The sequence below is a fragment of the Lacrimispora amygdalina genome (assembly GCF_900205965.1).
Lineage (GTDB): Bacteria > Bacillota > Clostridia > Lachnospirales > Lachnospiraceae > Lacrimispora > Lacrimispora amygdalina_A.
On the sequence record NZ_OAOF01000015.1, the window covers coordinates 26260 to 40545 of the forward strand.

General features: G+C 43.9%; 14 protein-coding genes. 13 read left to right on the forward strand and 1 reads right to left on the reverse strand.

The window, feature by feature from the left end:
- From fabF to CRO04_RS18180, 7 genes are all read left to right on the forward strand, one after another.
- Positions 1-1239 (forward strand): beta-ketoacyl-ACP synthase II, encoded by a 1239-nt coding sequence (fabF, locus tag CRO04_RS18150; protein WP_097005654.1) that lies wholly within the window; start codon positions 1-3, stop codon positions 1237-1239.
- Between the two features lie 12 nt (positions 1240-1251).
- Positions 1252-1725, forward strand: a complete 474-nt coding sequence (accB, locus tag CRO04_RS18155) for an acetyl-CoA carboxylase biotin carboxyl carrier protein (protein ID WP_097005655.1) — start codon at positions 1252-1254, stop codon at positions 1723-1725.
- A 62-nt stretch (positions 1726-1787) separates the two neighbouring features.
- Positions 1788-2213, forward strand: coding sequence for a 3-hydroxyacyl-ACP dehydratase FabZ (gene fabZ, locus CRO04_RS18160; RefSeq protein ID WP_207654470.1), 426 nt, complete (start codon positions 1788-1790; stop codon positions 2211-2213).
- Positions 2214-2223: 10 nt separating this feature from the next.
- Positions 2224-3576, forward strand: a complete 1353-nt coding sequence (locus CRO04_RS18165; RefSeq protein WP_097005657.1) for an acetyl-CoA carboxylase biotin carboxylase subunit — start codon at positions 2224-2226, stop codon at positions 3574-3576.
- Positions 3577-3597: 21 nt separating this feature from the next.
- Positions 3598-5322: an acetyl-CoA carboxylase carboxyltransferase subunit alpha gene (locus CRO04_RS18170; protein WP_097005658.1), complete on the forward strand. Its 1725-nt coding sequence runs from the start codon at positions 3598-3600 to the stop codon at positions 5320-5322.
- Positions 5322-6437 carry an NAD(P)H-dependent flavin oxidoreductase gene (locus tag CRO04_RS18175; protein ID WP_097005659.1) on the forward strand — a complete coding sequence of 372 codons (1116 nt, stop codon included), beginning with the start codon at positions 5322-5324 and terminating at the stop codon, positions 6435-6437. The genes CRO04_RS18170 and CRO04_RS18175 overlap by 1 nt, the downstream gene beginning before the upstream one ends.
- Positions 6438-6490: 53 nt before the next feature.
- Positions 6491-7108, forward strand: coding sequence for a nucleoside recognition protein (locus tag CRO04_RS18180; protein ID WP_097005660.1), 618 nt, complete (start codon positions 6491-6493; stop codon positions 7106-7108).
- Between the two features lie 62 nt (positions 7109-7170).
- Here CRO04_RS18180 and CRO04_RS18185 read toward each other — a convergent pair whose 3' ends face one another.
- On the reverse strand, positions 7171-8193 hold the full coding sequence (locus CRO04_RS18185) for a right-handed parallel beta-helix repeat-containing protein (protein WP_097005661.1): 1023 nt from the start codon (positions 8191-8193) through the stop codon (positions 7171-7173).
- Between the two features lie 508 nt (positions 8194-8701).
- On the opposite strand from CRO04_RS18185, the gene CRO04_RS18190 reads away from it, so the two are divergent.
- The 6 genes from CRO04_RS18190 to CRO04_RS18215 are packed head-to-tail and all read left to right on the forward strand — an operon-like array spanning position 8702 to position 14283.
- The gene (locus CRO04_RS18190) at positions 8702-9409 is read left to right on the forward strand and encodes a FadR/GntR family transcriptional regulator (RefSeq protein ID WP_097005662.1); all 708 of its coding nucleotides are present in this window, start codon (positions 8702-8704) and stop codon (positions 9407-9409) included.
- Positions 9406-10761, forward strand: a complete 1356-nt coding sequence (locus CRO04_RS18195; RefSeq protein ID WP_097005663.1) for an ABC transporter substrate-binding protein — start codon at positions 9406-9408, stop codon at positions 10759-10761. Before CRO04_RS18190 ends, CRO04_RS18195 begins: the two co-directional genes overlap by 4 nt.
- A 58-nt stretch (positions 10762-10819) precedes the next feature.
- Complete coding sequence (locus CRO04_RS18200; RefSeq protein WP_097005664.1) at positions 10820-11692, forward strand: carbohydrate ABC transporter permease; 873 nt, start codon at positions 10820-10822, stop codon at positions 11690-11692.
- Positions 11693-11694: 2 nt separating this feature from the next.
- On the forward strand, positions 11695-12531 hold the full coding sequence (locus CRO04_RS18205; protein ID WP_097005665.1) for a carbohydrate ABC transporter permease: 837 nt from the start codon (positions 11695-11697) through the stop codon (positions 12529-12531).
- A gap of 24 nt (positions 12532-12555) precedes the next feature.
- Positions 12556-13356 carry a transketolase gene (locus CRO04_RS18210; protein ID WP_097005666.1) on the forward strand — a complete coding sequence of 267 codons (801 nt, stop codon included), beginning with the start codon at positions 12556-12558 and terminating at the stop codon, positions 13354-13356.
- Positions 13357-14283, forward strand: coding sequence for a transketolase family protein (locus CRO04_RS18215; protein WP_097005667.1), 927 nt, complete (start codon positions 13357-13359; stop codon positions 14281-14283).
- Positions 14284-14286: the final 3 nt, after the last annotated feature.

Genomic DNA, 14286 nt, shown 5'->3' on the forward strand with positions numbered 1-14286 from the left:
ATGAATAGAAGAGTGGTAGTAACCGGTATGGGAGCGATAACTCCAATTGGCAAGAATGTAGATAGTTTCTGGAATGGACTGAAAGAGAAAAAGATTGGAATTGCGCCGATCGTTCAATTCGATACATCAGATTATAAAGCAAAACTTGCTGCAGAGGTAAAGGATTTTGATCCAAAGGATTATATGGATCCCAAAGCCGCCAAGCGCATGGAGCGTTTTGCCCAGTTTGCGGTAGCAGCTACGAAAGAAGCGCTTGAAATGTCAGGAATCGATATGCAAAAAGAAGATCCTTATCGTGTGGGCGTTAGTGTGGGTTCCGGGATTGGAAGTCTGCAGGCCTTAGAACGGGAGCATAAAAAATTACTGGAAAAAGGTCCGGGCAGAGTTAATCCTCTTTTGGTACCCATGATGATATCCAATATGGCAGCAGGAAATGTGGGGATTCAGTTCGGACTAAAGGGAAAGTGCATTAACGTAGTGACGGCCTGTGCCACAGGAACTCATTCCATAGGAGAGGCGTTCCGATCAATCCAGTATGGGGAAGTGGATGTGATGGTGGCTGGTGGTGCGGAAGCAAGCGTTACACCTATCGGTGTGGCTGGATTTACGGCTCTTACTGCACTTACCACTTCAGATGATCCGCTCCGCGCTTCCATCCCATTTGATAAGGACAGAAGCGGCTTTGTCATGGGAGAAGGTGCAGGCGTAGTGGTATTGGAGGAACTGGAACACGCGCTTTCCAGAAATGCCGTTATCTACGGTGAAGTAGTGGGTTATGGGGCTACCTGTGATGCATACCATATTACCTCTCCTGCTGAGGACGGAAGCGGTGCTGCAAGAGCTATGACAGATGCTATAAAGGATGCCGGTATTACAGCGGAATCCGTGGACTATGTCAATGCGCATGGCACCAGCACACATCACAACGACTTATTTGAAACCATGGCAATCAAAGCCGCTTTGGGTGAGCATGCAAAAAATGTGAAAATCAGTTCTACAAAATCCATGGTAGGACACCTTCTGGGTGCAGCAGGCGGCGTGGAATTCATTGCCTGTGTAAAATCCATACTGGATGGATTCGTTCATGCCACTGCAGGTCTTGAAACAGAAGGAGAAGGCTGTGATTTAAACTATACAAAAGGGGAAGGGGTTACCTGTGACGTAACCTATGCCATCAGCAATTCCCTGGGTTTTGGCGGTCATAATGCCAGCATTCTTGTAAAGAAGTTTGAACAGTAGGAGGCATTTATAATGGAAATAAATGATGTAATCAGACTGATGCAGGCCGTTTCAGAACAGGGTCTCACCAGTTTTAAGCTGGAAGATGGAGACGTTAAGTTATCCATAAAGAAAGAAAAACAGATGGTGATTGCAACAGAAGGAGATTATGTTCAGAGAAATCTGGCGATCCCTGCCTGTGCCGGTCAGGAAACGAAAACACCAGTATTGGAAAGCGGATTGGATCCGGAAAAGGCGGAGATACTGGATACCGATAAGGTGATATCCTCTCCGTTAGTCGGAACTTTTTACAACGCTTCTTCACCAGACAGCGCACCGTTCGTAAAAGCGGGTGATGCGGTTAAGAAAGGTCAGACACTTGGTATCATCGAAGCAATGAAGCTGATGAATGAGATTGAATGTGAATACGATGGTGTGGTAGAAGCCGTTCTGGTTGGAAATGAAGATGTGGTGGAATACGGTCAGCCTCTGTTCCGTATCCGGTAATTTATTGTAAAATCTAAGAGAGGTCCAGAGTCGGACCTCTCTTTTAAACATAAGGAGAGAGTATGATGTTAGGTATAAAAGAAATTCAGGAGATTATCCCTCACAGACACCCGTTTTTACTGGTTGACTGCATTGAAGAGCTGGAGCCAGGTGTAAAAGCCACAGGGTATAAATGTGTTACGTATGATGAATCTTTTTTTCGGGGACATTTTCCGGAGGAACCGGTTATGCCTGGTGTTTTAATCATTGAGGCTCTGGCCCAGGTTGGAGCGGTAGCGATCTTAAGCATGGAAGAAAATAAGGGAAAGATTGCTTATTTCGGTGGAATTGACAAGGCTAAATTTAAGCAGAAGGTCATTCCCGGAAGCAAACTGAAGCTGGAATGTGAAATCATAAAAAGAAAGGGTCCGGTAGGCGTTGGGAAAGCGGTTGCTACCATTGACGGTAAGATTGCAGCCAGTGCAGAACTGACATTTATGATTGGATAGGTGGAGACCAATGTTTGATAAGATTTTAATTGCCAACCGCGGTGAGATTGCGGTAAGAATCATAAGAGCCTGCAGGGAGATGGGGATTAAAACGGTTGCGGTATATTCGGAAGCAGACAGGGAAAGTCTTCATACCCTTCTGGCAGATGAAGCCATCTGTATTGGTCCCGCACCGTCAACTCAGAGCTATTTAAACATGGAACGGATTCTCACTGCAACTGTCGCCATGAAAGCAGACGCAATCCATCCCGGGTTTGGGTTCCTTTCTGAAAATGCCAGATTTGCGGAGCTTTGTGAAAAATGCAATATAACCTTTATTGGGCCGGATGCAGGAATCATCAATAAGATGGGAAATAAATCTGAAGCCCGAAAAACCATGATGGAAGCAGGTGTTCCGGTAGTTCCTGGCGGCAAGGAAGCGGTTCACCATGTGGAAGAAGCCAGAAAAATGGCTGAGCGGATCGGATTCCCGGTTATGATCAAGGCGTCATCAGGCGGCGGCGGAAAAGGAATGCGAATTTCCAGAAGTATGGATGATTTTGATGCTAATTTCAAAAATGCACAGATGGAATCGGTAAAAGGATTTTCCGACGATACCATGTATATTGAGAAATATATTGAAAAGCCAAGACACATTGAATTTCAGATACTTGCAGATCAGATGGGCCATGTGATCCATCTGGGGGAACGGGACTGTTCCATTCAGCGAAGGCACCAGAAGGTTCTGGAGGAATCGCCTTCTGCCGCAATTTCAGAGGAACTGCGTCATCAGATGGGTGAGGTTGCAGTCCGTGCAGCAAAAGCGGTTGGATATGTAAATGCAGGGACCATTGAATTCCTGCTGGATAAGGATAAAAATTTCTATTTTATGGAAATGAATACCAGAATTCAGGTAGAGCATCCGGTAACAGAGATGGTAACAGGATTTGATCTTATAAAGGAGCAGATCCGGATTGCAGCAGGAGAACCTTTGAGTGTGGCACAGTCTGATATCACAATTGCAGGTCATGCGATTGAATGCAGAATTAATGCAGAAAACCCGGCGAAAAATTTCATGCCCTGCCCTGGTCTTATTAAAAACGTCCACGTACCGGGAGGCAATGGAGTACGAATTGATACCCATATTTACAATGATTATAAGGTTCCTGCTAATTATGATTCCATGCTGATGAAGCTGATTGTCCATGGGAAGGACCGTACAGAAGCAATTGCGAAGATGAGAAGTGCCCTGGGAGAACTGATTATTGAAGGAATTGAGACAAATGTTGATTTTCAGTTCGATATCTTAAGCCATGAGGCATATCGTGACGGTGACGTGGATACGGATTTTATTCCTAAATTTTTCCCGGATTATGTCCGGTAAACAGGGAAAGGAGCAAATCTTATGTTAAGAGACATGTTTAAGAAAACTTATACCCTGATTGACAGCAAATACAGAACTGTGGAAAAAACGGGGGAACCAAATATACCGGAAGGCTTATGGAAAAAATGTAATAAATGCTGCCAGCCAATCTATGCGGAGGATGTCAGGAACAGTCATTACATCTGTCCGAAGTGTAAGGGGTATTTCCGGGTTCATGCCTTTCAGAGAATTGAAATGACAGCAGATCCGGGAACCTTTGAAGAGTGGGATAAAGAGATGGAATTTGAGAATCCTCTCGATTTTCCAGGATATGAAAAGAAGATCGCTGCAGCCAGAGAAAAAACCGGACTATCTGAAGCGATAGTGACCGGTATCTGCGAAATCAACGGTCAGAAAGCTGTCTTAGGAGTTTGCGACGCTGGATTCATCATGAGCAGTATGGGGCATGCAGTAGGAGAAAAGATTGCCAGAGCTGTGGAGCGTGCGACTGAAACAAAGCTTCCTGTAATCTTATTTGCATGTTCAGGTGGAGCCAGAATGCAGGAGGGAATCGTATCCTTAATGCAGATGGCTAAAACCTCTGCGGCCTTAAAATGCCATCATAAGGCGGGGCAGCTCTATATCAGTGTTCTGACAGATCCAACAACAGGTGGTGTCACAGCAAGCTTTGCAATGCTTGGAGATATCATTCTTGCTGAGCCGGGAGCGTTAATTGGTTTTGCAGGACCTCGTGTTATTGAGCAGACCATAGGACAGAAGCTGCCGGAAGGATTCCAGAGGGCAGAGTTTTTAATGGAGCATGGATTTGTGGATAAGATTGTTCCGAGAGAAGAGATGAAGGATACGCTGACCGCGATTTTAAGGCTCCACAATCCACACAATAAGGAAGGGTTTTGTGTGGATAACCTGACAGAGGATGAAAGCCCGTGTGGAAAAAAGAGCAGTTTCTGGTCTAAGAAGAATAAACGAAGCCCATGGGATACGGTACAGCTTTCCAGGAGTGCAGACCGTCCGGTAGCCTCCGATTATATTCATCAGCTTTTTGATGATTTTATGGAGTTTGCAGGAGACCGTTATTTTAAAGATGACGGGGCGATTGTAGGCGGAATTGCCTCTTTTCATGGTATGCCTGTTACAGTCATCGGGCAGGAAAAAGGAAAAAACACAAAGGATAACATCAGGCGGAATTTTGGTATGCCGTCACCGGAAGGGTATAGAAAGGCTTTAAGGCTGATGAAGCAGGCAGAGAGTTTTAAACGTCCGATTATCTGCTTTGTGGATACCCCGGGAGCGTTCTGCGGTCTTGAGGCAGAGGAGCGGGGGCAGGGTGAGGCCATCGCCAGAAATTTATTTGAGATGACAGACTTAACAGTCCCGGTTCTTTCTATTGTAATCGGAGAGGGCGGAAGCGGCGGAGCGCTAGCCATGGCAGTAGGCAATGAAGTGTGGATGATGGAAAACTCCATTTATTCCATTCTTTCTCCGGAAGGCTTTGCCTCCATTTTGTATAAAGACAGTAAAAAAGCGAATGATGCAGCCAGAGTTATGAAAATTACAGCAAAAGATCTGATGGATCTTGGTCTGATTGAGAGGGTGATATCGGAAGAAGAGCCTGCCTGCGCAGAAAACCTTCCCGAAATTGCAAAGGAAATAGACCGGGCCTTGATGGAATTCTTTTCAGATTTTCTTGCTATGACTGGGGAAGAACTTGCAAATCAAAGATATGATAGATTTAGGAGAATGTGATGGGAACATTAAAACCATTGGTAATTGGAGATCTGGTGGCAAAATATCCGGTAATACAGGGCGGAATGGGAGTTGGAATCAGTCTTTCATCCCTTGCAGGAGCTGTGGCAAAGGCAGGAGGAGTGGGAATTATATCAACGGCTCAGATTGGTTTTAAACAGCCGGATTTCCTTAAGAATCCGTTAGAAGCCAATTTGCGGGCGATCGGTGAGGAAATGAAAAAAGCAAGAGAAATTGCACCAGATGGAATTATTGGCTTTAATATAATGGTTGCCACCAAAAATTACGCCAGCTATGTAAAAAAAGCGGTAATGGCCGGAGCGGATATTATCATCTCCGGAGCGGGCCTGCCTGTAAGTCTACCGGAATATGTGGCGGAAGCAGCAGAAGAGGCCGGTATTAAGCTGAAAACAAAGATCGCCCCTATTGTTTCTACAGTAAAGTCAGCAATGGTTATCTGTAAAATGTGGGACCGCAAATTCCATCAGGCACCGGACCTGGTTGTGGTGGAGGGTCCTTTGGCAGGCGGACATCTGGGATTTTCCAGAGACAATCTGGCGGAACTGGGCGTCGATACAGAGGATGTGGAGCGCACCTTCCATCAGTCAGAATATGACGAGGAAATAAGAGGGATTATCCGCCTTGTGAGAGAGTATGGCGAAAAGTATAATAAAGTGATACCTGTAGTTACTGCGGGAGGAATCTACACGCACGAGGACGTGATGCATCAGATTGATCTTGGGGCTGACGGTGTTCAGGTTGCAACCAGGTTTGTGACAACTGAGGAATGTGATGCTCCCCAGGAGTTTAAAGACGCCTACATTCAGGCGAAGAAAGAGGATATCGTTATTACAAAAAGTCCGGTTGGGATGCCGGGCAGAGCCATAAAAAACCCTTTCTTAAACCATGTAGCAGATACCCCGTTCCGTCTGGAACACTGCTACGATTGTCTGGAGAAATGTGACAAAAAGACGATACCATACTGTATTACAAAAGCACTTATTTCATCGGCAGAAGGAAGAACCGATGAAGGACTGGTATTTTGCGGAAGCAATGCTTTCAGAGCAGAGAAGATGGAAACTGTAGAGGAAGTAATAAAGGATCTTTGCTCATAAACTTAACTTTTTGGGAATAGGATAAAAGAAAGCAATGAAATGTGGAATGACAGATGTTAAATTATCTCTGGGCATTTATGATACTGGCAGGGGTTATCTGGGGAGCACTTCATGGTAATTTAAGTGCTGTAACGGATGGAGCATTAACCTCTGCAAAGGAAGCCGTTATGCTGTGTGTTACCATGCTTGGAATTATGTCTTTCTGGACTGGACTGATGGAGATCGGGAGGAAATCGGGGCTGATTGAGCGGCTGTCTTCAAGGATGGGGCCAATGCTGCATTTCCTTTTTCCCAGGATTCCCGATAAGCACCCTTCCCTGGAACATATATCCACGAATATCATAGCCAATATTCTGGGGCTGGGGTGGGCAGCCACTCCTGCCGGTTTAAAAGCAATGGAATCCTTACAGGATTTAGAAGAGACCAGGAGAAAAGCATATTCAGAGGGAAAGAAAATCCGCAAACCTGTTTCCAAGGGAACTGCCAGTAACGAAATGTGTACCTTTATGATTATTAATATATCATCTCTCCAGCTGATACCTGTTAATATGATTGCTTACAGAAGCCAGTACGGCAGTCTGGACCCTACGGCAATCGTAGGGCCTGCAATTGCAGCCACATTGTTTTCCACTGTGATAGGAGTGGCTTTATGCAGGCTGCTCGACCGTTAATACATAATTAGACAGAAGGCTGCCGGTTCTTCCCATGAGGGAAAGACCGGCAGCTTTTTTTATTACTTTGTTTTAAAAGAACAGTTTACAACAGTAGCGCCGACGATGACATCTTTACCTGCACCGCCGCTGGAAATACAGTCTGTAAACTTGTGAGTCCCTGATGAGGGGGCTTTTGGAAAATAGAAATTAACGTTGTTATTCTTTCCGGTACAATTCTTAAGGGTGATATAACCAGTATTGTTATTCTGGTCGAAGCCTCTTTTCTTGTTTCCAATGGCGGTGCAGCCTTCCAGGTAATGGTTATCACGGGTATAATTGCCGCCGACCTTAAAGCCTTGTCCATTTCCATCTCCTTTACCATTGTACGAAGCTTCACAGTTATATAATTTAACTGCATTGCCGGCGGAATAGAAATCGAAACCGTCATCTGAGTTGTTAAGTGCAATACAGTTTTTAAATACATTTCCGCTTCCAATGCTTAATTTGGCGGCAAAACCATCTGCGTTCTCACCATTGGTTTTGGCATCATAGTTATAGGTTGAGGTAACACGTGTAATCTCGTTATTGTAGGCACCGTTGCTCATCTGAAGTCCGGTGTCACCGCATTTGGTAATGAAACAGTCCAGTATCCGGTTATTCCCTCCGCTGATATGTATTCCGTTATCTCCGGCATTTTGGATGGTCAGACCGGAAATAATCCAGTAATTTCCGGTAATCTGAAAGCCTCTGGAGCTGTCAGCATATGGCTGGCTGGAGAAGTCAACCACAGGTTTGTGACCGCTGTAATTCAAGATTTTAATGGGTGAACCGGAGGTGCCGCTCTTGCTTAATTTATATGTTTTTGAGGAGCGATAGGTGCCATTCATTAAAAAGATGGTGGTACCTGCGGACGCATTGCTTAATGCCTTATCGATTGTCTTGAATGCCTTGTCCTTTGATTGTCCGTTATTGGAGTCGCTGCCGTTTGCTGATACATAATAATCTTTTGAAGCTGCCTGTGCAGGTGTTGAACTGATGATACACAGACCGGTGATCATGAAGCAGGTAGTGATGATACTGATAATTCTTTTTCCATTTCTCATAGCTTATCCCCTTTCAATCTATCTGGGTACCGGATCAGTTATTTGGTCCGGTTTTTCCAGGCTTATAATCAGATACTAAAATAGTAAAAATCATTTGTCAATAAAAAACAGGGGGATTTTTAAATTATTCCAAAATGTCATATATGATACTATAATTATCAAGTTATAGGAGGAATGAAATGCGTAAAATCAAAAAATAATTTAACAGTACTAATTTTACCTGTTTTATAAAAAGAATCTGTAATACAAAAAACAACATACCAATTGGTATGATTGATACGGTAAAGGTATGATGAATTTGCATATACAATTATGCAAAACACACAAAAAGCAATGGTTGAAATGTCGTAATATGATGAAAAGCAAAAAATATGCTGAATGTATATTTACATACATCATATGACGTGTTAGCATATGACCAGACCAATGACAAAAACAACCAAACAAATGTGGTCAAAATTGCAACAATCTGTGCAAAGTGTCCAATGCAATCAAAAAGGAGAATGCCATGCGGAGAAATTCAGATAAAATGTCGAATATTGATGCGTTACCTATGGCCATAGCACAAAAGGTAAAAACGATGATCATACAAAGGGAGATGAAACCGGGAGACCGGCTGCCAACGGAAAAGGAGCTGGCAGAGCTGTTTGAGGTAAGCCGGTCTACTTTAAGAGAGGCTATGAAGTTTTTACGGGCAGAAAATGTTGTAATTATCCGCCAGGGAAGCGGAACCTTTATCAGTGCAGGAACAGGTATAGGAGAGGATCCTCTTGGATTGCATTTTACCAACCAGAAATATCTGATTCAAAATCTCTTTGAGACCCGTATGCTGATTGAGCCTCAAATCACCGGTCTGGCTGTGCAGAGGGCAACTCATCAGGATATTAGAAATCTGGAGAGGATTGTTAAGGAAATGGAACAGATCGAAATTAACGGCACTTCTACTGCTGAAATGGATGTTCAATTCCATACAGCGGTTGCAGAATGCACGCATAATGAAGTGCTCATCCGGGTGGTCCCTATTATTAATGAGTCCATCCGGCGCAGCCACCTGGAAACCCAATATGACCTGGAGAGCTTTAAAAGGGCAAAACGAAGCCACAGGGATATTTATAAAGCAATTGCCGACGGCAACTTTATGGAAGCCAAATTTCTGGCTGAGAGGCATGTATGGGAAACGTTAACTGATGTAAGGGAAGGGGAAAAATACGAATGAAAAAACAATTATTTGGAAAGAGAACAATGGCAGTTATCACGGCGGCTCTTATGGCAGCAGGAGGTATGACAGGCTGTTCTTCGGGAAACAAAGAGACAACAGCTGAGGTGACAGAAACAACATCAGCTGCAGCTGCAGCTGTCACAGTGGCCTCTGAGTCAAAGGAGGAGCAGACAACTGCCGATGAAATCAAACCGTGTGAAATCAAATTCCGCTACTGGGCTGATAATACTGATTATTCCCAGCTTATGCAGGATATCATTAAGAAGTTTAATGCTGAAAACGGAAAAGGTATTACTGTTATCGGTGAAGAGAGTCCGTGGGATGGCGGTGCTTATTCGGAAAATCTGTTTAATTCGAAGATGGGAGGCGGAGATGTGGACTGTGCAGCCTGGAAGCTAACATCTACACCATTATTTGTAAATAACGGTCTTTTGGCTGACTTAACACCGATGATTGATGCCTGGGACAAAAAGTCTGAAATTGATGATAATATTTACAACATTATGGTAGAGGCTGGAGATATGCAGCGGATCTATGTAATGCCATGGAATATTCAGGTTCTGTATGTATATTACAGACCATCAATCTTTAAAAAAGCAGGAATCCAGGTGCCGAAAACCTATGAAGAATTTTTAGAGGCAATTGAAAAGTGCACCATGGATACCAATGGAGACGGAAAGACGGATGTATACGGCTTTGCTATGAGAGGTGCAAAGGGAGGCCAGGAGCCATGGGGAAGCTTTATCTATGGACGGGGCGGAAGCTTTGAAGATCTGACCACACCTGAGGCCGTACAGGGCATGCAGGATTTCATTGATATTTATCAGAAAGGCTATGTACCTCCTACAGCTACCAGTGATGGATTTAGCGAAATTATCGCTAATTTTCAGTCAGGACTTGCTGCAATGACAATTCATCATACAGGCTCAAGTAAAGATATGGAAAAGCTATTTGGAGATGATGTTTCTGCTTTTCCATTTCCGAAAGGAAAGGGACAGTGGACATCAATGGGTGATACGGAAACAGTCATATTTGAATCTTGTGAGAATAAAAAAGCCGCATTTGAATGGGTTTCCTATCTGGCAGCAGGGGAAGGTCAGAAAATGTGGTGTGAGGGAACCGGAAATGTTCCTGTAAGCAAGAGCGTACAAGAGTCTGATTTCTTCCAGAACGACCGTTTTATGAAAGCATCCATTAACGGACAGAAGTTTGCAGGTATCGTTCCTATTCTTGATACGACAACGGAATGGATTTCTGATCTATGGCCCAACACCGTATCTCAGGCACTGACTGGAAGTATTACTGCAAAACAGTGTATGCAGACCTTACAGGATGGACTTTATAAATAAGAAATTTATATGCAGGGCTGCTGTTTATGCAGCCCATCCGTTGGGAGGGAAAATACGAATGGTTAAGAAACGGACGATATGGCCGTATGTATTAGTGGCTCCGGCTGTGCTGATTATACTGTGCGTGGTATTTATACCGGTTTTTAATGCAATTATTATGAGTTTTCAGAACTATGATCTTAGAAGACCAAAGGAGATTGCATTTAACGGAATTTCCAATTATATAGCGGCATGCAGGGATCCGCTTTTTAAGGGGGCTTTGTTTCGGACCATAGTCTGGGTGATATGCGGCGTTGGCTTTCAGTTCCTGCTGGGGTTTATTCTGGCACTTTTATTAAATAAGGAATTTGCAGGGCGGGGAGTAATAAGGGCGGTCAGCATGATTCCCTGGGTGACACCGGGGGTTTTGATCGGGTTAATGTGGAGATGGATTTATGATGGTAACTTTGGGGTATTAAACGACCTTTTGTTAAAAATCCATATAATTACCGATAAAGTACCATTTCTTTCTCAGGTAACCACTGCGTTTCCAAGTATTATTGTGACGATTGTCTGGCAGGGGATCCCGTTTTTTTCACTTATGCTTCTGGCCGCTTTGCAAGGGGTATCCGCTGAGATTTATGAGGCGGCTGACATTGATGGGGCATCTTTCCTGCAGAAATTATTTTATATAACAATACCATCGATTAAAAATACAATTTTTGTTACGGTGCTGCTTCGCGTGATTTGGGTTGCAAACTCCGTTGACGTAATTTTTAACATGACAGAAGGCGGTCCGGCTTATTCTACCCAGACCCTCAGTGTCTATATTTTCAATAAGGGAAATGCATTGAATCTGGGTTATGCATCCGCTATGGCGTTATTACTGGCAGTACTACTGTTATTTGCAGCAGTTCCGTATTTGAGATTGAATTTTAAGGAGGAGGGATAAGAATGAGGAAGCAAGTTGATATAAAACAGATTGTGTGTGTGTATCTTCCGCTGGTATTTATACTGCTTTTTCTTTTGTTTCCCTTTTATTGGACGTTTATTACTTCAGTAAAACCAGAGGAAGAACTTTATGGAATGGTTGTTACATACTGGCCTGAATCAATTACGTTTGGGTCCTACAGCAAGCTTTTTACAACTACGGTTAATTTTCTTGCAGCTATCAAAAATAGTTTTATTGTAGCTGCCCTGACGACACTGGTATCTTTGACTGCATCCACTCTTGCGGCATATGCATTTTCCAGATACCGGTTCACAGGAAGAAAGATTCTAATGTGTACCTTCCTCTGCAATAATATGTTCCCTACGGTATTGCTGTTGATTCCGTTATATTCCATTATGCGTAAGCTGGGTCTGCTGTACACACACACCTCACTGGTATTATCTTATACCACATTTACTATTCCGTTTTCCGTATGGCTTTTGCTGGGGTTTTTAAATGATCTTCCTATGTCTCTTGAGGAAGCTGCTCTGGTAGATGGCTGCAACAGGGGAGTAGCTTTTGTGAGGATCATTCTTCCGATTCTGGGTCCTTGTCTGGTTGCCACCGGTGTCTATATTTTTATGACATCATGGAATGAGTATACATTTGCTGTGATGTTTACCAATACAGAGACACGCACCATTCCGGTAGCATTAAAAAGTCTGATCGGACAGCTTGGTGTTCAATGGGATTTACTTACAGCAGGTGGAATCATAACGATTATACCGGTATGTGTCATGTTCTTCTTCGCACAGAAACGATTGGTGGAAGGCTTAACGGCCGGAGCTGTAAAGGGCTAGGCTGATAATAAGGAGGAAAAAATTATGAATTACGATTTGAAATCAAAAGAATTGCGGGCAGAGATTCTTAAGATGTTATTTGCCTGTCAGTCAGGGCATCCTGGAGGATCTTTATCCTGTGTAGAAATGCTTATGGCGCTCTATTATGACGTAATGAACATAGACCCTGAAAATCCTGATAACCCCGACAGGGACCGGCTCGTATTAAGCAAAGGTCATGCCTGCCCTGCATTATATGCAATTCTTGCAGATCTGGGATATTTCCCAAAGGAGGATCTGGCAGGACTAAGGCAGATTGGCAGCCACCTTCAGGGACATCCGGATTGTACAAAGACACCTGGGGTGGATATGAATACAGGATCTTTAGGCCAGGGGGCATCTCTTGCAATGGGAATGGCACTTGCAGCCAGACACGCAGGGGCTTCCTATAAGGTTTATGCAGTTCTTGGTGACGGGGAATGCCAGGAAGGGCTGGTTTGGGAAGCGGCTATGGCTGCATCCCATTACAAGTTGGATAATCTAACATTTATGCTGGATTATAATAAGCTTCAGATTGATGGGAGCAATGAAGAAGTAATGAGTCTTGGAGACATCAGAAAGAAGTTTGATGCATTTGGGTTTGAGTGCATGGAGGTAGATGGTCATGATATCAGTGCTGTTATAAAGGCTCTGAAGACTCCGGTATCAGGCAGGCCGAAATTCATCTGCTGCAATACCATTAAGGGAAAAGGGGTCAGCTATATGGAAAATCAGTATAGCTGGCATGGAAGGCCAATGAATGCAGAAGAATTTGCCGTGGCAATGAAAGAACAGGAGGCAGTTTAAATGGGAAAGTCACTGAGAGTTGCATATGGAGAATCCCTTGTAAAACTAGGGGCAGAAAATGAGAAAGTAGTGGTACTGGATGCGGATTTGGCACATGCCACCCAGACCTGCATGTTTAAAGAGGAGTATCCTGACCGTTTCTTTAATATGGGAATTGCAGAAGGAAACATGATGTGTGCGGCCGCAAGCTTTGCAAGTACCGGATATATCCCCTTTGCAAGTACGTTTGCATTGTTTGGAGCAGGACGTGCCTATGAGCAGATACGCAATTCGATCTGTTATACCAATGCAAACGTAAAGTTCGCCTTCTCCCATTCCGGGCTGTCTGTAGGAGAGGACGGAGGAAGCCACCAGTCATTTGAGGACATTGCTCTTATGAGAGAGATGCCTCACATGACGATCTTTGTTCCCTGTGATCCAAGTGAAACAGAAAAGGCAGTAATGGCTGCTGCAAAAATTAACGGTCCGGTATATATCCGTGTAGCCAGACCGGTTTGTGATGATATTACAACATCAGATACACCCTTCATTCCGGGCAAAGCAAATGTTATGAAGGAGGGAAATGATGTCTGTATTATATCCTGCGGTCTGATGATACATGAAGCACTGAAGGCCGCCAAGGAGCTTAATAAGGGTGGTATCCAAGCTTGTGTAGTGAACATGCATACCATTAAACCGATTGATAAGGATATTATTCTGAAAATGAATAAAACCTGTAAAGGCATTGTAACCCTGGAGGAGCATTCCGTGATCGGCGGTCTGGGTTCTGCGGTCGCAGAAGTTCTGGCGGGTCATGGGGGAGCTAAATTTGCAATCATGGGAATTCAGGATAAGTTTGGAAAGTCAGGGAAACCGGATCAGCTTTTTGAAGCTTACGGTCTGACGGCAGCACATGTAGTAAAAACCTGCACAGAGATGTTAAAATAAAAG

Excerpts from the sequence above, each read along its gene's own strand:
- CRO04_RS18215 (WP_097005667.1), top strand. The coding sequence starts at position 13,357 with ATGGGAAAGTCACTGAGAGTTGCATATGGAGAATCCCTTGTAAAACTA.
- CRO04_RS18195 (WP_097005663.1), top strand. The coding sequence starts at position 9,406 with ATGAAAAAACAATTATTTGGAAAGAGAACAATGGCAGTTATCACGGCG.
- CRO04_RS18180 (WP_097005660.1), top strand. The coding sequence starts at position 6,491 with ATGTTAAATTATCTCTGGGCATTTATGATACTGGCAGGGGTTATCTGG.
- CRO04_RS18185 (WP_097005661.1), bottom strand. The coding sequence starts at position 8,193 with ATGAGAAATGGAAAAAGAATTATCAGTATCATCACTACCTGCTTCATG.
- CRO04_RS18200 (WP_097005664.1), top strand. The coding sequence starts at position 10,820 with ATGGTTAAGAAACGGACGATATGGCCGTATGTATTAGTGGCTCCGGCT.
- CRO04_RS18170 (WP_097005658.1), top strand. The coding sequence starts at position 3,598 with ATGTTAAGAGACATGTTTAAGAAAACTTATACCCTGATTGACAGCAAA.
- accB (WP_097005655.1), top strand. The coding sequence starts at position 1,252 with ATGGAAATAAATGATGTAATCAGACTGATGCAGGCCGTTTCAGAACAG.
- CRO04_RS18205 (WP_097005665.1), top strand. The coding sequence starts at position 11,695 with ATGAGGAAGCAAGTTGATATAAAACAGATTGTGTGTGTGTATCTTCCG.
- CRO04_RS18210 (WP_097005666.1), top strand. The coding sequence starts at position 12,556 with ATGAATTACGATTTGAAATCAAAAGAATTGCGGGCAGAGATTCTTAAG.
- CRO04_RS18175 (WP_097005659.1), top strand. The coding sequence starts at position 5,322 with ATGGGAACATTAAAACCATTGGTAATTGGAGATCTGGTGGCAAAATAT.
- fabF (WP_097005654.1), top strand. The coding sequence starts at position 1 with ATGAATAGAAGAGTGGTAGTAACCGGTATGGGAGCGATAACTCCAATT.
- CRO04_RS18190 (WP_097005662.1), top strand. The coding sequence starts at position 8,702 with ATGCGGAGAAATTCAGATAAAATGTCGAATATTGATGCGTTACCTATG.
- CRO04_RS18165 (WP_097005657.1), top strand. The coding sequence starts at position 2,224 with ATGTTTGATAAGATTTTAATTGCCAACCGCGGTGAGATTGCGGTAAGA.
- fabZ (WP_207654470.1), top strand. The coding sequence starts at position 1,788 with ATGATGTTAGGTATAAAAGAAATTCAGGAGATTATCCCTCACAGACAC.